The sequence below is a fragment of the Nocardiopsis xinjiangensis YIM 90004 genome (assembly GCF_000341145.1).
GTDB classification, from domain to species: domain Bacteria; phylum Actinomycetota; class Actinomycetes; order Streptosporangiales; family Streptosporangiaceae; genus Nocardiopsis; species Nocardiopsis xinjiangensis.
The window spans coordinates 12,894-30,922 of the sequence record NZ_ANBE01000011.1; the positions used below are offsets into that span (position 1 = coordinate 12,894).

Here is an 18,029-nt window from a genome sequence, read left to right on the forward strand (position 1 = left end):
GCAATGACGTGTTCGCGCGGGTCCTGCTCAGCTCAGGTCCACGCCCAGGAGGGTATCGACGGTGGCACGCACCAGACCGGGCGCTCCACCGTCGGTCCCGCCCTGGGTGAGAGCCGCCTCCGCCCAGGCGTCGACGGCGCGGAGCGCTGCCGGGGAATCCAGGTCCTGGGCCAGGGCCGCACGCACGGCGGCCAGGACGGGCTCGGCCTCGGGGCCGGTGCCCAGGGCCAGGGCCGAGCGCCAGCGATCGGCGCGGGCAGCGGCTCGGGGGACCTCATCCTCCGTCCAGTCCCAGGAGGTGCGGTAGTGGTGCTCGAGCATGGCCAGGCGGATGACCGCCGGGTCCACGCCTTCCTGGCGCAGCTTGGAGACGAAGACGAGGTTGCCCTGGGACTTGGACATCTTCTCGCCGTGGAGGCCGACCATGCCCACATGCAGGTGGGCGTGGGCGTTGGGGCCTCCCGTGGCACACCGGGTCTCGGCGGCGCCCATCTCGTGGTGGGGGAAGATGAGATCGCTGCCGCCGCCGTTGAGGTCGAAGGCGGGACCGAGGCGGTCCAGGGCGATGGCACTGCACTCGATGTGCCAGCCGGGGCGGCCGCGGCCCAGCGGGCTGTCCCAGGCGGGCTCGCCAGGGCGCTCGGCGCGCCAGAGCAGCCAGTCGAGCGGGTCCTTCTTCCCAGGACGCTCCGGGTCGCCGCCGCGCTCACCGAAGAGCTCGAGCATCTCGGCGCGGTCCATGTGGCCGATCTCGCCGAGCCGCGGGGCATCGGCGGCCGAGAAGTACAGGTCGCCGTCGAGATCGTAGGTGGAGCCGGTGTCGCGCAGGCGGGCGGCCAGCTCGCCGATGAGGCCGACCGACTCGACCACACCCACGTAGGAGGAGGGCGGCAGTACACGCAGGGCGGCCATGTCGGCGCGGAAGACGTCGATCTCCCGGTGGGCCAGGTCGCGCCAGTCCTCCCCCGTGGCGTTCGCGCGCTCCAGGAGGGGATCGTCGATGTCGGTGGTGTTCTGCACGTAATCGACGTCGTGCCCGGCGTCGCGCCAGACCCTGTTGACCAGGTCGAAGGCCAGGTAGGTGAAGGCGTGACCCAGATGCGCGGCGTCGTAGGGGGTGATGCCGCAGGCGTACATCCCCGCCCGGGGACCGGGCTCCGTGGTCACGACACGGTCGCTCGCGGTGTCGTGGAGTCGGAGGGGACCGCCGTTACCAGGCAGGGGGACGATGTCAGGCGCAGACCATGAACGCATGTCCGAAATCCTATCCGCCCGCGCACCGGGCACACCCCCTGGGTCGAGCGCACCGAACCGGTGATGTTCACCCCAGAGGGCCTTGGGAATAAGCGCTCGGACAGTGGGGTTGGGCCGCTTTTCGGTGCTGTCTTTCGCGGGGCTCAGCCGTGGGCGAGCAACCGGGTGTGGGCGCGTGCGACGAGCAGGGCACCGACCACGGCGACGCAGCCGCACAGGACCGCCAGGACCGCATTGTCCGAGCGCCAGTGCAGGAGCGCACCGCTGACGGAGACCACGTAGAGGAGCCAGTAGGCCCCGTTCTCCAGGAGTGCGCCGTGTCTGCCGTCCATGGTCTTCCCCTGCAGGTGTGACACGTGATGGTGCGCGTGTCCCGCGCATGTCGACGGCGGTTCCGTCGCACGTGGAGACGCGGCGCTCACTCACAGGGTTTACGCGGTCCTTATGCGTGGCCTCTCACAGGTGTGCGGGGTGTGGTCCCGGGTGGCCCTGGAGGTGGGCCGCCACCACCGGGCGCGGCGCGCCGGACCGCCCCGGTGGCAGGATGTTCAGGACTGAGCGGCCAGTTCGAGGTCGAGCAGGTCGAGGTCGTGCTCCACACGTGCGCGTTCGGCGACGGCCTCGGGGGCGTACTCGGCCAGGTCCGCGCGCAGGGCCCGCAGGTGGTGGCGGGCGCGTCGGGTGCGCGGCAGAGCGTGGCGGCTCAGCGGGGCCGCGTGCGGGAACCCGGTGCCTTCGACCTCGCCCTCGGGGGTGTGCAGGCTCCAGTGCCAGCGGCCCGCGGGGGTACGGGTGGCGCCGGTGAGTATCCCGGCGCCGGTGTCACGCAGGTAGACCCATCGTCCGGTCAGGTCGGCGGGGTCGGAAGAAGCGACGACTACGGTCTGCTGGTCGCGGACGGGTTCGGCGCTCACGGGCTTCTCCTCACAGGTCGGGTTCGGTCCGCCGAAGCGGGGTCATGCGTTCTGACGCACGTCCTCGCCTCCGCGTTCACCTCACCGTCTCCCATGGCGCCTACACAAGACCTTCGGCCCGCTTTCAGCGGTGACCGGCGCGGCGTTGCACGTCGATCATCTCCCAGGCCGCGGGGTCGGCCGGCTCGGAGGTGAAGGCATAGCGGACGGTCTCGCGGTCGGCCGCCACGAGGGTGACCGAGCCCGTGGCCCAGACCTGGCCCTCCCCCAGATCGGCGTGGGCGATGAGGCCGGAGGGATCGCCGCTGTCGTCGGTGCCGGCCGAGCGGGTGCGCTCGTGGGCGGCCCGGGTGACGAGGCCGGGCCAGGCGCCCCAGATGCTCTCCGGGCCGTGGAGGCCGGCCAGGTCTTCGGGGTCGGGGCGGACGGCGGCGAACTCGGGGGTGTGGCGCGCCGAGCGCGGGTCGGCCGGGTCGAGGCCGGTGTTGACGACGGTGCTGACACCCACGGGCAAGGGGCGTGTGTCCAGACAGCGCCCGTCCCAGCTGTGCAGGATGGCGCGGTAGGGATCGGCGTCGATCAGGTGGAAGGGCGCGTAGCGGGTCAGGTCCTGGCCCTGGAGGGGGTTGCGCCCCTGATGGGAGAGGGCTTGCAGGGGCAGGTCGCCGCGGCTGGCCGGGTAGGGCCTCTCCCAGGGCATGCTGCCGTCCCAGGGCCATCCGTTGAGCAGGGCGGCCGTGCGCGAACGCGCGGCGTCCACCGCCAGCCAGGTGCCGTCGGCGAGCCGGTCGCGTCCGCCGACGAGACCGGGCCGGTCGGGCCAGTGGCGGGCCGGGCGGTCCCAGGGGCGCGAGCGGATCTCGTCCCGGAGGGCGACCACCACCAGGGGTGTGTGCGCCTGGGGATCGAAACCGACGACGACGGTGCACATGGCCCTACTCTACGACCACGGCGCCGCCCTCGGCCCTCCCGGTCCCCCCCTGTGCGTGCAGCGGTACACGGGCTCCGGTGACAGGGGCCGTTCTGGCTCAGGCTTCGGGAACGGTCCCCTACCCTTGTGACCCATGCGTCATGGGGCGGAAGCCGACCGGTTCCCCCACCGGCGGAGACCACCGCCCCCGGACCTCCTTCAGCTCGTAGCCACCCGGGAGTGCGCGTGCCCGAACATCACGACCGCGACGAGAGTGCCCCGAGCACGGGGCGAGCGGGGACCTCCGGATCGTTGCGTACCGTGGCCGATCCGCCCTCGGTGCCGCAGATGTCGTATCCGACCGGCCCACCGCCCGAACCGGGGTTGAGCGAGACCGAGGTGGCCGACCGTGTCGCCGCCGGCCGGACCAACGACGTGCCCGTGCGGGCCAGCCGGTCGGTGGGCCAGATCGTGCGCGGCAACGTCTTCACCCGCATCAACGCGATGATCGCGGTGCTGTTCACCATCATCGCGGTGATCGGGCCCGTACAGGACGGCCTGTTCGCGATGGTCATCCTCATCAACACGCTGATCGGCATCGTGCAGGAGCTGCGGGCCAAACGGACCCTGGACGAGCTCGCCATCGTCAACGCCGCCCGGCCGCGGGTGGTACGCGAGGGCACCACGGTGGAGGTGGCCACCCAGGACATCGTGCTCGACGAGGTCCTGGAGGTGGGGATCGGCGACCAGATCGTCGTCGACGGCCTCCTGACCTGGTCGGGCGGCCTGGAGGTCGACGAGTCGCTGCTGACCGGTGAGGCCGACCCGGTGGTCAAGGAAGCCGGCGACACCGTGATGTCGGGCAGTTTCGTCGTGGCGGGCACCGGACGGTTCCGTGCGACGAAGGTGGGGCGGCACGCCTACGCGGCGCGCCTGGCCGAGGAGGCGAGCCGGTTCTCCCTGGTCCGGTCGGAGCTGCGTTCGGGTATCGACCGCATGCTGACGTGGATCACCTACGCCATGTTCCCGATCGGGGCGCTGCTGATCTACAGCCAGCTGTTCATGGGCGGGCACGTGTCCATGGAGGCCTCCTCGGCGGACGGGCAGATGAGCGGACCGTTGGCGGACGCACTGCGCGGCATGGTGGCGGCGCTGGTGTCGATGATCCCCGAGGGGCTGATCCTGCTGACGAGTATCGCCTTCGCGGTCGGTGTGGTGCGGCTGGGCAAACACAAGTGCCTGGTGCAGGAGCTGCCGGCGATCGAGGGTCTGGCCCGGGTCGACGTGGTGTGCACCGACAAGACCGGCACCCTGACCGAGGTCGGCATGAAGCTGGCCGAGATCCGTGATCTGGGCGGACACGAGGGTGGCCCGGCCGACGACCCCTCAGCGGTGCTGGCTGCGCTGGCGGCCTCCGATCCGGCCCACAACGCGAGCATGGCCGCCATCGCGCAGGGCTCTGCGGCCTCGGTCCGACAGGTCCCGGACTGGACGGTCACGGCGGTCGCGCCGTTCTCCTCCGCGCGCAAGTGGAGCGGGGCGAGCATACACACCCCCGAGGGCGAGCGGCACTGGGTGCTGGGCGCCACCGATGTGCTCGCCGACCCGGGCGACCCGGCGGCCCGGGAAGCGGCCCGCCTGAGTGAGCAGGGGCTGCGTGTGCTGCTGCTGGCGCGGTCGGCGGTACGGGTGGACGCCGATGCGGCACCCGGTCCTGTGCACCCGGTGGCGTTGGTCGTGCTGGACCAGAAGGTGCGCCGGGACGCGGCCTCGACCCTGGACTACTTCTCCGGGCAGGGTGTGGACGTCAAGATCGTCTCGGGCGACCATGCCGCATCGGTCGGCGCGGTCGGGCGCGAGGTGGAGCTGCCCGGGGCCGAGGATCCGGTGGACGCCCGTGATCTGCCCGAGGACCCGGACCAGCTCGCCCGGCGGGTGCAGGAGGGTTCCGCCTTCGGCCGGGTCACCCCTGAGCGCAAGCGCGAGATGGTGGGCGGGCTGCGCGACCGGGGGCACACGGTGGCGATGACCGGTGACGGTGTCAACGACGTGCTGGCGCTCAAGGAGTCCGACATCGGCGTGGCGATGGGTTCGGGCAGCCCGGCCTCGCGGTCGGTGGCGCAGTTGGTGTTGCTGGACAACCGTTTCGCGGCGCTGCCCCGGGTGGTGGCCGAGGGGCGCCGGGTCATCGGCAACATCGAGCGGGTGGCGAGCCTGTTCCTGACCAAGACGGTCTACACGATGGTCCTGGCGTCCGTGGTGGGGTTGTTGGCGGTGTCGTACCCGCTCTTCCCGCGGCACGCCACGCTCATCAACGCGGTCACGTTCGGGATCCCGTCGTTCTTCCTGGCGCTGGCGCCCAACACCGATCCGGCCCGGCCCGGGTTCGTCACGCGCACGCTCCGGCTGGCGATCCCCTCGGGGGCGATCGCGGGTCTGGCTGCGGTGACGACCTACCTGCTGGTGCTGGGCCAGCAGACCGTGCCCACCGACTCCGACCGCACGGCCGTGGTCATCACGCTGTGCGCGACGACGCTGTGGGTGCTTCTGCTGGTGGCCAAGCCTTACGTGTGGTGGAAGGTGCTGCTGGTGGCTTCGATGGCGGGTCTGTTGACCCTGGCCATGGTGACCCCGCTGGGCCAGTGGTTCTTCGCCCTGGACGTGAGCCGACCGGCCGAGATCCTGACCGCACTGTCGGTGGCGGGTGTGGCGATCGCTGCGATCACGGTGGTGCGGGTGGTCGACGACCGGATGACCGCACGGGCGGAGACGCAGCGCGAGGCCGACGGCCAGGAGGCCGGGGCCACCGCCGAGCGGGTGTGAGGCGCACCGGGGCCGTGCGGCCCCGCGCGAACGGGCCCGCCGCGGATCGATGTCCGCGGCGGGCCCGTCGTGGCCCGGGGGCGCGCCTCCCCGGGAGATGCGGTGGTCAGTTCTTGTCCTCGTCCTCGACCGGTTCGAAGTGGCCCTGGATGGTGCGTCCCCGGGAGTGGGGCGCTTCCCCGCCCGGGTCCTCGGCACGGCCGCCGGTGCGGGCACCGGAGGGGTCGGAGCCGGCCGTGGCGCCGAAGGGGCTTCCGGGGGCCTGGTTGGGCACCCGCATGCCGTGGTCGGCCATGCGCTCCTCCATACGGTCCTGCATCTTGCGCATGCGGCGTTCGGCCCAGCCCACGAACACCCAGCGCAGGAGCGGGCGGGTGAAGGGCAGGGCCAGCAGGAGTCCGAGAGCGGCAGTGAGGAATCCGGGGATCGCCAGCAGGATGCCCCCGGCCATGAGCATGAGGGGGTCGAGCACTCCGCCACGGGGCTGTTGTCCGGTGCGCATGGCCTCGTCGGCGTCACGGAAGGCCTTGGTGCCGGCCCGGCGCAGCACGGCCACCCCCAGGACCATCAGGGACACGAGTGCGGCCAGGGTCCACGGCACACCGATCGATCCGCCGACCACGATCATCAGCCACACTTCGAGGAAGGGCAGTGCCATGAGTGCCAGCACTGTCAACAGCGGCATCGCGAATCCATCCAATCATCGGTGGGGCCGGGAGGACCTCCTGCGGGAAGAACGCTCCCGAACCGCTCAAGGTTCCCTCATCGGGGGCCTTACCCGTTCGGGGCACGGGTACGGGGGTCGGCTCAGCCCCCGGTACCGGCACGGTCGCGGCGGCGGGTGAGCACGAGGGCCCCGGCCACAGCGGCCAGGCCCAGGCCGGTCAGGACCCATTCGGGGCCGGCGCCCAGACGGGTGGCGAGGGTGGGACCGTCCATGGCGGTGACCTCGGCGACGTGGACGTCGGGTTCTGCTTCGGGCGAACGGTAGGTGGCGGTGCCGTCGGGTCCGACGACGGCACTGATGCCGCTGGTGCTGGCGACCACCGCAGGACGGCCGTGCTCGACGGCGCGCAGTTGGGTGATGGCCAGCTGCTGGTCGGACTGGCCGGTGAAGTTGTAGTTCGCGTTGTTGGTGGGGACCACGATGATCTGCCCGCCGGCGTCCACGGCCTCGCGTACAGGACGGTCGAAGGCCACGTCGAAGCAGATCCCCACGGCCAGGGTGGTCCCGGCGACGTCGAGGTCCCCGGGCTCGCTGCCGGGCAGCGCGTCGGAGCTGACCTGTCCGAGGCGCTCGACGAACCGGGTGAAGAAGTCGCGGTAGGGGACGTACTCGCCGAAGGGCACGAGGTAGCGCTTGTCGTAGTGCTCGCCGGGGCCGTCCTCGGGGTCCCAGACCACACTCTGCACGTAGCGGGTGCCGTCGTCGTTGAAACGGCTGAGGCCCCACAGCAGGGGCACGCCGATGTCGGCGGCGGCCTCGTCGATGATCTCGCGGGCGGCGGGGTCGCGGAAGGGGTCGATGTCGCTGGCGTTCTCGGGCAGCAGCACCATGTCGGGTTCGGGCACCGATCCCTCGCGGACGTCCTCGGCCAGTTCGTGTACCCCCGCGGCGTGGTTCTCCAGCACCTGCATGCGTTCGCCGACCACCGACATCTCTCCGACGTTGGGGACGTCGCCCTGGACCATGCCGACGGTGACCTGTTCGTCGGCGGCGGGTCGACCGATCGCTGGGGCCGACACTCCCCCGGCCACGATCGCTGCGGTGAGGACCAGACCGGTCCCGCCGGTGAACAGGCGGGTGCGGCCGCGGGCGGCGACGGTGCGCAGGAGCGTCCACAGCAGGAGTGCGCCGGTGAGGGCGACGGCGAAGGAGACCAGCGCTGAGGAGCCCAGGGCGGCGTACCCGGAGAAGGCGGTGTCGGGCTGGGCGAAGGCGAGCTTGCCCCAGGGGAAGCCGCCCAGGGGCCAACGCGCGCGGACCGCCTCCTGGGCCACCCACAGGGCGGCGGTCCACACGGGCCAACCGGGCACCCGTCCGACCAGTGCCAGAGCGATGGCCAAGGGGATGAAGTAGACGGTCTCGGCGCCGGCGATGGCCAGCCATACGTCGACACCGAAGATGTCCTGCCATCTCACCAGCGGAACCATGAGTGCGGCGCCGGCGAGGACGCCCAGCCAGGCGGCGCGGCGCGGGCGGCCCCCGGCCACGGCGAAGAACAGCAGGGCGGCGCTGAGCGGACCGAGCCACCACAGGCCGTACGGCGGCAGGGCCAGGAGTTGGGCCAGGCCGGATCCGAGGGCGGCGGCCACACGCCACAGGAGGTCGTGGCGGCCCCAACGGTGGCCGCGGAGGAAGAAGGTGCCCGAGGCGGGTCGTGCGGTCCCTGGAGCGCATTCGACCGTGGGGGGTTCGGTCTCGCGGTCGCTGTCGGACCCGGTGTGTTCGGCGACCACGTGTCGCGCTCGCTTTCGGCCGGCGGAGATGGTTCGCCGACCAGCATATGGGGGGACGCGGAAAAGGCCCGAGCCACCCTTCGGACCGGCTCCGTCCCGTCGGCGGCGAGCTCGGAAAACCGTTGTCTACTGGATGTTCGGGCCTTTTCCGGGTCCAACCCCCCGCCCGGTCGCGGTACTCCGCCCCTCACCCGATCCCAACCGCACCTGGCACGTGGTGCAGCATCCGATCGGACGAGCGGGGGCCGCAGAACCGGTCCGTCCAGTGCTGGACTGGTCGTCAGGTTACCCAGACTCCCCGACCCGGTGGCTCAACTCGCAAAGCCGTGTCGCGGCCGTGCGGCCGAGTGGAGGGCGGGAAGAACGGGGCGAACCGTCGGACAGGCTAACGCACCTGCCGTATGCACGCCAGTTGGGTGACCTGGGGTTCAGCAGATCGATCCTGCATCTCCTATAGACATTTCGATCAGGATCGTGTCTGATGTGATCAGTAATTACCGCTTTTTCGATCAACTTCAAAAGCGATGGCTGGAGCTGCCCGATCAACAACGAGGGCCCGCTCCACCGTCCCCACCGCGGAGAACAGGAGCGAACCCCTATGGCCGAGATCGTTCTGGACGGTGTCGACAAGGTCTACGGAGGTGAGGTCAAGGCCGTCGACGACCTCGACCTGCGCATCGAGGACGGCGAGTTCATGGTCCTGGTGGGCCCCTCGGGTTGCGGCAAGTCCACCGCGCTGCGGATGATCGCGGGTCTGGAGGAGATCACCGCGGGCACGCTGGCGATCGGCGACGAGGTCGTCAACGACCGTCCCCCCAAGGACCGCGACATCGCGATGGTCTTCCAGAACTACGCGCTCTACCCGCACATGACGGTGGAGCAGAACCTCGCCTTCGGTCTGAAGCTGCGCAAGGTCGCCAAGTCCGAGATCGCGCGCCGGGTCAAGGATGCCTCCTCGATGCTGGGCCTGGACCCCTACCTCAAGCGCAAGCCGGGTGCGCTCTCCGGTGGTCAGCGCCAGCGTGTGGCGATGGGCCGGGCCATCGTGCGCGAGCCGCGCGCGTTCCTCATGGACGAGCCGCTGTCCAACCTGGACGCGAAGCTGCGTGTGCAGATGCGCGCTTCCCTCAACCAGCTGCACGAGCGCCTGGGCGTGACCACCGTCTACGTCACCCACGACCAGGTCGAGGCCATGACCCTGGGCGACCGGGTCGCGGTGCTGCGCGACGGGCGCCTGCAGCAGGTCGACACCCCCAAGCGCCTGTTCGACTCGCCGGTCAACCTGTTCGTGGCCGGCTTCATCGGCTCACCGGCGATGAACTTCGTGGATGCGCGCCTGGAGAGCGATGGCAAGGGCGCGGCCCTGAAGTTCGCCGAGCACTCCCTGCCGGTCTCCGCCGAGCTCCTCGACGCCCGCCCCGGGCTGCGCGACTACATCGGCAGTTCGGTGATCCTGGGCATCCGCCCCTCGGACTTCAACGACGCCGAGTTCAGCAGCAGCGACGAACCCCGCATCGACGTCACCGCGAAGATCACCGAGGAATTGGGCACCGAGATCAACGTCATCTTCGGTGTGGACGCTCCCCCGGTGCGCCACGAGGACGCCGCCGCACTGGCCAAGGACGCGGCCGGCGACGAGGGCGACGGTGAGGGCGCCCTGCCGCTGGGCTCGGACAGTTCGCAGTTCACCGCGCGTGTGAGCCCGCGCAGCAACGTCACCCCCGGTGCTTCGATGCGCCTGTCGGTGGACGTGAGCCAACTGCACTTCTTCGATCAGGACAGCGGCTTGGCCATCGGCCACGGCAAGGCCTGAGCCCCGGCCGCGCCGGGGACGCCCGACAATCACGGGAAGGCCCTGTGCCCGCCGAGCCACCGGTGAGGGCACAGGGCGTCCCCTTCCACAAGGGTCGGGTCCCTCACATGGCTGAGGGCCCTGTTCCCTCTGGGGAGGTAAGACGGCCCCGTACACCGTGCTCCGGGGCGTTGGCCTTTTCCGGTCGAGCATCTTTCGGTGCAAAGCTCCTGCCAGCAGATCCGCCGGGTAAACCTTCCCTGCCCGTGACAATCGGGTTCCCTGGAGTGAGGAACCTGTGCATTGACCCCCGGCTCCGGACACCTCAAATATGTGATGGTGCCTACCAGAGGAGTCCACGGAGCAGCCCTCTTCCCCGGCCGGGGGTCGGCCGTCGACACCCTGCACGGTCGTCAGGTCGCCGATCCCTACCGGTGGTTGGAGTCGGCCGACAGTTCTGCCACTCGGCGCTGGCTGGCCGAACGGGACGCCGAGTTCGACCGCGAGGCCGAGCGCTGGCCGTTGCGCCGGCCGTTGAGCGAACACATCCAGGACCTGGTGCACACCGACCTGTGGTCGGCCCCGCGCCACCGGCCCGGACGGATCTTCACCACCGTCCGACGGGCGGGCGACGAGCACCCGCGTGTGGTGGCTCTGGACCCCGACGGTTCCGGTGGGGAGCAGGTGGTCTTCGACCCGGTCCAGCAGGATCCCTCGGGCCGCACCACCCTGGATTCCTGGGAACCCGACCCCACGGGCCGCCTCATCGCCGTGCAGACCTCCTCGGGCGGGGTGGAGCGCGGGGAGCTGCGGGTTCTGTGTGTACGGACCGGTGCCCGGGTCGGCCCCGCGGTGCGCGGCGTGCGGTACTCCCACGTGGCCTGGCTCCCCGGCCGGGAGAGCTCCCCCGCCTTCTACTACGTCCGCCGCGACGACAAGCACGGCACCCGCGGTGTGTGGCTGCGCCGCGTCGCGTGCGGCACCGAGGCCCTCGTGCACGCGTGCACCGCCCCCGGGACCGTCCCCGGTGTGCGGGTCCTGGACGGACACCGCCTGCTGGTGACCGAGAGCCACGGCACCGGGCACCGCACCGACCTGTGGATCGCCGACCTGGACAGAGCACGGCCCGAGCGCCCCCGCCTGCGCCCGGTCCAGGTCGGGGTGGAGGCCGAGACCGAGGCCCGGCTGGGCCCGGACGGACTGCTGTACCTGCGCACCACCCTCGATGCGCCCCTGCGCCGGGTGTGTGTGGCCGATCCCGACGAACCCGGGGTGGAGCACTGGCGTGAGGTGGTCCCCGAGGATCCGGGCGCGACCCTGGACGCCTTCGCCACCTGCCCCGGCCCTGCGCTCCTCGTGGTGCGCACCCGCCTGGGCATCAGCGAGGCGCGGGTGCATGGGGCTGCCACGGGCCGCCCCTTGCACACCGTCTCGCTCCCGGGCGAGGGCATGGTCACCGCGCCCGAGACCGCGCCGGACGGCACCGTGTTCCTGGGGTATGCCGACGTGGCCACGCAGCAGCGGGTCCTGGCCCTGGCGCCGGGGGCCCGGGAACCGCGCCCCTGGCCCCCGCACACCGACACCGGCGCGCCCGCACCGGCAGTGCGGCGCTCGGTGGTGTGGTGCCGGTCCGCGGACGGCACCGAGGTCCCCGTCACCGTCTTCGACCCGCCGCGGGCGAGCGCCGCCCCCGGTCCCACGATCCTGCACGCCTACGGCGGTTTCGGCCGCCCGCGCCAGTTCGGGTTCAGCGCCACGGTCCTGGCGTGGTTGCTCTCGGGCGGACGCTACGCCGTGGCGCACGTGCGCGGCGGCGGTGACGCGGGCCGGGCCTGGCATCTGCGCGGGGCCCGGCGCAACAAACCCCGCGCGGTGGAGGACCTGGTGGCGGCGGCCGAGACCCTGGTGGAGCAGAGGTTGTGCACCCGCCCCCAGCTGTGCCTGTCGGGCGGGTCGGCCGGAGGGCTGCTGGTCCTGGCGGCGGCGGTGTCGCGGCCTCGGGTGTGCGGGTCGGTGATCGCCTCCGCCCCGCTGGCCGACATGGTCCGGTTCGAGCACCTGGGTCTGGGCCGGATGTGGACCCGTGAGTTCGGCACCGTGTCCGACCCGGAGGATTTCACGGCGCTGCTGTCCTACTCGCCCTACCACCGGGCCCTGGCACCGGAACGGCGCTCCTCGGCCCAGGTCCTGCCCCGGGTGCTGCTGACCGGGTTCGACGGTGACACCCGCACCGACGCCGCCCACCCGCGCAAGATGTGCGCCGCGCTGCTGGGAACCGGGGACGGCCTCGGCCGCCCGACGGCCCTGCTGCGCTACGAGCGCGACGTGGGCCACGGCCCGCGTGCGGTGAGCCGGGCGGTCGCCCTCGCCGCGGACGCACACGCGTTCGCGGCCCACGAGACGGGGCTCCCACCACGCTGACGGCGTACCGGGGGCCTTGTTGCAAGAGGAAACCGCGAACAGAAAGAGAGGTGCGTATGGATCCCTTCGAGGTGGAGGTCGAGGACCTGGCGGAGGTGACCTCCCGCGACGTCACCGCCGGTGGTGACAACGACGGCACCGACTCCAGCTCCGACTTCATCTGATGTGTGCCCGCCCGGCCCACGTGGTCGGGCGGGCCCCCGACTCCCGGCCCCGGGCCCTGGCGTCCGTGGGACGGCAACAGCGACCGACTCACCCTTCTCGGGAGGGAACGTGACCGAGCCGGGGCAGATCTTCACCCGGACCCTGAGCGAGACCGTGGGCCGCGAGGCCCTGACCACGCGCCTGTCGGAGGAGTTCTTCCTGGCCGACCTGGGTGCGGAGGCGGTGGACTCGCTACTGACCTTCGAGGACCTCAACCATCTTCTGGCCACCCGCTCCCCCGAGCCGCCGCGGCTGCGACTGCACCGTGACGGGGCACCGGTTCCGCTGGAGGCCTACACCGACGCGGCCACGGAGTCGCGTTCCTCTCGCCGGGTGATCCGCCCGGAGTCGTTGTACGGACAGTTGCGCGAGGGCGCGAGCCTGGTGCTGGACAGCATCGACCGGATGCATGCGCCGATCGGTGCGGCCGCCGACGACCTGATGCGGCTGGTGCGCGAGCGCGCGCAGGCCAACCTGTATCTGATCTGGGGTGACTCGCGCGGGTTCGACACCCACTGGGACGACCACGACACCGTCATCGTGCAGGTGGCGGGCACCAAGCACTGGCAGGTGCACGGTCCCGGCTCGCGTCCGTTCCCGATGCGGGTGGACACCGACCACGGCCACGGCCCGCCCCGTGGCACCGGCGGTGAACTCTCCATGGTGTGGGAGGGCGTCCTCCGTCCCGGTCAGGCGATCCATGTACCGCGCGGGTGGTGGCACACGGTGACCGGGACCGGCGAGATGAGCATGCACCTGACCTTCGGTTTCACGCGGGCCACCGGTGTGGACTGGGCGGAGTCGCTGGTGCGGCGCCTGCACGAGGAGGAGGTCTTCCGCCGCGACCTGCCCCGGTTCGCCGCTCCGGAGCAGCGCCGCAAGCACCGGCACGAGTTGTTGTCGCGGTTGTCGGAGCTGGCGGAGGAAGGCGACCTGGATGCCTTCCTGGCCGAACGGGACGCCCGGTTCCCGCGCCGGGCCTCCTACAGCCTGCCCTGGCCGGTGGAAGAGGCCCTGCCGCCGGAAGGGGCGCGGGTCGAGTTCGTACCGATCCTGCCGCCGCCGGTGTCGCGGGAGCCGGACGGCAAGGTGGCGCTGACGGTGGCCGGACGCCGGTACCGGTTCCCCGGGGTGGTGGAGCCTGTGTTGGAGATCCTGGCGGAGGAGCGGTCACTGACCGTGGGTGAGCTGGGCGAACGCGCCGGTGTGGGCGCGGAGATCGCCGGTCAGGCGGTGTCCGCGCTGGCCCGCCACCATCTGGTACTGATCCAGGGCTGAGCCGGCCGCCGACCTGGACGGGGCCGTCCGAGGGTGCGGTCGGCCCCGTCGTGGTCGGTCCGCCGCTCGGTTCGCCGTTCCCCCACCGCTCAGTCCGCCGTTCTCCCTCCGGTGTAGGCCTCGATGCCGTCGAGGATGCGGTCGAGACCGAACCCGAGACCTTCGACGGGTCCGCCCCCACGTTCGGAGTCGGAATCGAGCCCGCCGAACTTGTCCTCCTCGGCCCCCAACTGCCCGAGCACACGGGTGACCGTGGGGAAGGCGTCGGTCTCCAGGACCCCGAGCAGCCCCTGGACCCAGGCGCTCTCGTTGTCACTGATCTGCTGTCCGTGCCGGTGGGCGGCCTGCCGCATGTCGAACTCCATGCGCAGGGTCTCGCGCAGGACCGTCGTGAGGATCAGCAGCATCTGCACGGCCTCGCTGGGGCGCAGACCGGGAGCGCAGATCTCGCGCAGACCCGCCTCCATCCACCGGATCCCGTTGGGGCCGCTGGGCGGGCCGGTGACGGGAAGGCGCACCATCCAGGGGTGGGCGCGGTAGAGGGCGACGACCGCCAGGCACCACTCCTCCGCCCCGGCCCTCCAGTCGCCGTCCTCCCGGGGGCCGGGGGGTGTGGCGTCCATGGCGGCGTCGGCCATGAGCAGGAGCAGGTCGTCCTTGCTGTCCACGTACCGGTACAGGGACATGGTCGTGTACCCCAGGGCGGCGGCCACGCGCTGCATGGAGACGGCTTCGATCCCCTCGGCGTCGGCGAGCCGGACGGCGGCCGTGACGACCTCGCTCCGGGTGAGCTTCGGCCGGGGCCCTCTCCGGGCGGGGCCGGGCTCGTGTCCGCTCCACAGGAGTCGGATCTCGTCGGTCGTGGCGGCCGGGTCCGGCTGCTCGCTCGTCATGTTCCACCAGGATCCGGATCGGTTGGGCGTTGACACCATCCTAGTTCTGTGTATTACTTACACTATTAACTATGCGACATACACAGTTTATGGAGTACACAGAATGAACTCGCCGACCCCGGCCCTCCACGCCGAGGCCCTCACCAAGCGCTACGGACGGGTCCGGGCCCTGGACGGGCTCGACCTGCACGCCGAACCCGGCACCGTCCTCGGGCTCCTGGGCCCCAACGGCGCCGGCAAGACCACCGCTGTACGGACCCTGGCCACGTTGACCGATCCCGACAGCGGCCGGGCCCGCATCCAGGGTTTCGACACCGTCGGGCACGGCGACCAGGTGCGCGCCCGTATCGGCCTGACCGGCCAGTACGCGAGCGTGGACGAACTCCTCACCGGCCGGGAGAACCTGGAGATGTTCGCCCGGCTGCACGGTCTGACCGCCTCGGCGGCACGGGAGCGCGCCGAAGCGCTACTGAGCGACTTCGACCTGACCGAGGCCGCGGACCGGGGCTCGCGCACCTACTCCGGGGGGATGCGCCGGCGCCTCGACCTGGCCGTGAGCCTGCTGCGCGAACCGGACGTGCTGTTCCTGGACGAACCCACCACCGGCCTGGACCCGCGCAGCCGCATGCAGGTGTGGGAGACCGTCACCGCGCTGGTGCGGGAGGGCACCACCGTGCTGCTGACCACGCAGCACCTGGAGGAGGCCGACCGCCTCGCCGACCGGGTCACCGTCGTCGACCACGGCCGTGCCGTCGCCACCGGCACACCCGACGACCTCCGGGCACGCGTGGGCGGCCTGCGCCTGGACGTGCTCGTCCACGCCCCCGCCGACCTGGACCGGACCGCCGAGCTGCTGGGCGGCGCGCTCGGGGCCACACCCTCCGTCGACCCGTCCGGCCTGCGTGTGGAAGTGCCCGTCACCGACCGGGTCCGGGCCCTGATGTGCGCCTCCCGTGCCCTGGAGGGGATGGGCTCGCGCATCGCCGACCTCGACGTACGCCGCCCGAGCCTGGACGAGGTCTTCCTGTCCCTGACCGGACGCACCACCGCACCGACCGAGAGCGTGGAGACCATCCGATGAACACCGTCACCGCCGCACCCGTGCACGCCGACCACCGCGCTCCCCGGTCGAGCCCGGCCAAGACCTGGTCGGACACGCTGACCCTGGCCCGCCGCAACCTGCGCCACATGGCGCGTGAGCCCTTCGAACCCGCCATTGCCCTGACCATGCCGGTACTGATGGTGCTGCTGTTCGGTTACGTGTTCGGCGGGGTGATGTCCCCGACCGGCGACGAGGCCGACTACCGGGCGATGCTCGTGCCCGCGATGATCGCGATGGTCATGTTCTACGGGATCGCCGGGACCGCGTCGGGGGTGGCCCGCGACACCTCGCTGTCGGTGATGAGCCGCTTCCGGACCCTGCCGATGTCACCCGCGGCCCTGCTGTGGGCCCGGGTCCTGACCGACATGCTGCGCGCCGTCGTGGAGGTCGCACTGCTGCTGGGCGTGGGCCTGCTCCTGGGGTGGCGTCCCGAGTCCGACGCCGCAGGGGCGGCCGCTGCGGTCGGGTTGCTCTTGCTGTTCCGGTTGTCCCTGGTGTGCGCTGGGGTGCTGCTGGGACTCGTGATGCCCGACCCGGACACGGCGAGCATGCTCGTCTACCCGATGGCGTTCCCGCTGACCATGCTCTCGACCAGTTTCGTCCCGGCGCAGGCCATGCCGGACTGGTTGGCGCCGGTGGCCGAATGGAACCCGATCTCGTCCGTGGTGACCGCCACGCGGGAGCTGTTCGGCAACCCGTCACTGCCCTCGGACTCCTGGCCGGCCGAACACGCCGTGCTCCTCACCGCCGGACTCTCACTCGTCCTGATCGTGCTCGTGGTGCCCCCGGCACTACGCCGTTTCGCCCGACTCAACCGATGATCCGGCCGATGGCCCCGGAGGCACCATGGCCACCGCTCCCCCGCAACACCCGACCACCGGCACCCGCCGCACACCGTGGTTGCGACGCACCCGGCCCCGCACGGCCCGCTGAGCCGAAAACCCGCAGACCTGCACATCGACCCGCCGATCGTGGCGGGTCGCATCATTGCCCCAGCGCGCTTCGTTAGGGTAGCCTCACTTAAGAGGCGCGGACGTACCCGCCGCTCCGGAGGGAACTGCAGCCACATCGCCCCGGACATGACGGCATCGTGCGAGGAAGGGCAGGTTCACGGTGACTCCAGGACCACACGCCACACTGCGTGAGGCGTGCGCCCCGCTGAAGTTCGCCCCGCTCCCGGACCTGGTCGCCTCGGCCGGAGCACACACCCGGGCCCCTGCCGACCTGCAGTGGCACAGCGTCACGAGCATGGTCGCGGAGGGCTGGGTCCCGGTGCTCTTCGACAAGCTGCGCACCGAGCACGGCCCCGGGCACCGGCTGCCCGCCGCCACCAACTTCCTGCGGGTGACCCTGCGAGAGCCGATCTTCCTCGCCGCGGCCTCCCTCTACCTCACCGGGCGCGCACCCCTGTTGGGCCCGCTCACACTCCAGCTGCCCTGGCACACCGCCCGCTCCGAGTTCGGCACACCCACGGTGGTGGACCTGCGTTGGGCGGTCCTGCCCGACGACCCGGCCGCCGACCACCCCGACACCGTGGTCGCCCGCGACGAGGACGAACAGTTCCGGATGGCGGGTGAGGCGGTCTTCACGACCTTCGAACCGCTGATGGAGGCGCTGTACCAGCACTCACGCGCGGGCAAGCGCACCCTGTGGGGGTGGGCTCTGGACACCCTGCACTTCTACATGCTCAACCCGGCGCGTTTCCTGGGCCGCGACGCCGAGTCCGCGTGGGAGAGCGCCACCCGTCTGGGCGACGCCGTCATCGAGGCCGGCGCCGTCACACGCAAGCGCCCGCGCCTGTTCCCCTTCGCCCCCGATCACCCTCGAGGCACGTGGGCCGTACGCGGTACCTGCTGCTTCGACTACAAGGGCGACCCCGAGCACGGGTACTGCACCACCTGCCCTCTCAAGTGCGACAGCGAGCGCCGGCAGGACCTGTCGGAGTGGTTGCAGAACCCGGCCCTGGCGCCCTGACCCG

General features: G+C 71.5%; 14 protein-coding genes. 7 read left to right on the forward strand and 7 right to left on the reverse strand.

Features of this window, described 5'->3' with window-relative positions:
* Positions 1–27: 27 nt before the first annotated feature.
* The 4 genes from mshC to D473_RS0107395 form a co-directional block, all read right to left on the reverse strand.
* The gene (gene mshC, locus D473_RS0107380) at positions 28–1,254 is read right to left on the reverse strand and encodes a cysteine--1-D-myo-inosityl 2-amino-2-deoxy-alpha-D-glucopyranoside ligase (RefSeq protein WP_083917925.1); all 1,227 of its coding nucleotides are present in this window, start codon (positions 1,252–1,254) and stop codon (positions 28–30) included.
* Between the two features lie 143 nt (positions 1,255–1,397).
* Positions 1,398–1,586: a hypothetical protein gene (locus D473_RS0107385; RefSeq protein ID WP_017608441.1), complete on the reverse strand. Its 189-nt coding sequence runs from the start codon at positions 1,584–1,586 to the stop codon at positions 1,398–1,400.
* A gap of 216 nt (positions 1,587–1,802) precedes the next feature.
* On the reverse strand, positions 1,803–2,168 hold the full coding sequence (locus D473_RS0107390) for a hypothetical protein (protein ID WP_017608442.1): 366 nt from the start codon (positions 2,166–2,168) through the stop codon (positions 1,803–1,805).
* 124 nt (positions 2,169–2,292) lie between these two features.
* Complete coding sequence (locus D473_RS0107395; RefSeq protein WP_017608443.1) at positions 2,293–3,099, reverse strand: NRDE family protein; 807 nt, start codon at positions 3,097–3,099, stop codon at positions 2,293–2,295.
* Positions 3,100–3,426: 327 nt separating this feature from the next.
* Here D473_RS0107395 and D473_RS0107400 point away from each other — a divergent pair, with 327 nt between their 5' ends.
* Entirely contained in the window at positions 3,427–5,901 is a 2,475-nt protein-coding gene (locus D473_RS0107400; RefSeq protein WP_051042997.1) for an HAD-IC family P-type ATPase, read from the forward strand.
* 106 nt (positions 5,902–6,007) lie between these two features.
* On the opposite strand, the gene D473_RS0107405 is transcribed toward D473_RS0107400, so the two are convergent.
* Positions 6,008–6,586 (reverse strand): FxsA family protein, encoded by a 579-nt coding sequence (locus tag D473_RS0107405; RefSeq protein WP_017608445.1) that lies wholly within the window; start codon positions 6,584–6,586, stop codon positions 6,008–6,010.
* A 122-nt stretch (positions 6,587–6,708) separates the two neighbouring features.
* Positions 6,709–8,361: an apolipoprotein N-acyltransferase gene (gene lnt, locus D473_RS0107410; RefSeq protein ID WP_017608446.1), complete on the reverse strand. Its 1,653-nt coding sequence runs from the start codon at positions 8,359–8,361 to the stop codon at positions 6,709–6,711.
* Positions 8,362–8,959: 598 nt separating this feature from the next.
* Here lnt and D473_RS0107415 point away from each other — a divergent pair.
* The 3 genes from D473_RS0107415 (at position 8,960) to D473_RS0107430 (ending at position 14,056) form a co-directional block, all read left to right on the forward strand.
* Positions 8,960–10,174, forward strand: a complete 1,215-nt coding sequence (locus D473_RS0107415; protein WP_017608447.1) for an ABC transporter ATP-binding protein — start codon at positions 8,960–8,962, stop codon at positions 10,172–10,174.
* A 315-nt stretch (positions 10,175–10,489) separates the two neighbouring features.
* Positions 10,490–12,574, forward strand: coding sequence for a prolyl oligopeptidase family serine peptidase (locus D473_RS0107420; RefSeq protein ID WP_033352941.1), 2,085 nt, complete (start codon positions 10,490–10,492; stop codon positions 12,572–12,574).
* Between the two features lie 273 nt (positions 12,575–12,847).
* On the forward strand, positions 12,848–14,056 hold the full coding sequence (locus tag D473_RS0107430) for a JmjC domain-containing protein (protein WP_017608450.1): 1,209 nt from the start codon (positions 12,848–12,850) through the stop codon (positions 14,054–14,056).
* Positions 14,057–14,145: 89 nt separating this feature from the next.
* On the opposite strand, the gene D473_RS0107435 is transcribed toward D473_RS0107430, so the two are convergent.
* On the reverse strand, positions 14,146–14,949 hold the full coding sequence (locus tag D473_RS0107435) for a TetR/AcrR family transcriptional regulator (protein ID WP_017608451.1): 804 nt from the start codon (positions 14,947–14,949) through the stop codon (positions 14,146–14,148).
* A 103-nt stretch (positions 14,950–15,052) separates the two neighbouring features.
* Between D473_RS0107435 and D473_RS0107440 the strand changes: the two genes are divergently transcribed.
* From D473_RS0107440 to D473_RS0107450, 3 genes are all read left to right on the forward strand, one after another.
* A complete protein-coding gene (locus D473_RS0107440) occupies positions 15,053–16,030 on the forward strand; it encodes a daunorubicin resistance protein DrrA family ABC transporter ATP-binding protein (RefSeq protein WP_017608452.1) in 978 nt (325 codons plus the stop codon).
* Complete coding sequence (locus tag D473_RS0107445) at positions 16,027–16,872, forward strand: ABC transporter permease (protein WP_017608453.1); 846 nt, start codon at positions 16,027–16,029, stop codon at positions 16,870–16,872. Before D473_RS0107440 ends, D473_RS0107445 begins: the two co-directional genes overlap by 4 nt.
* 292 nt (positions 16,873–17,164) lie before the next feature.
* Complete coding sequence (locus D473_RS0107450; RefSeq protein ID WP_017608454.1) at positions 17,165–18,025, forward strand: (2Fe-2S)-binding protein; 861 nt, start codon at positions 17,165–17,167, stop codon at positions 18,023–18,025.
* Positions 18,026–18,029 lie beyond the last annotated feature (4 nt).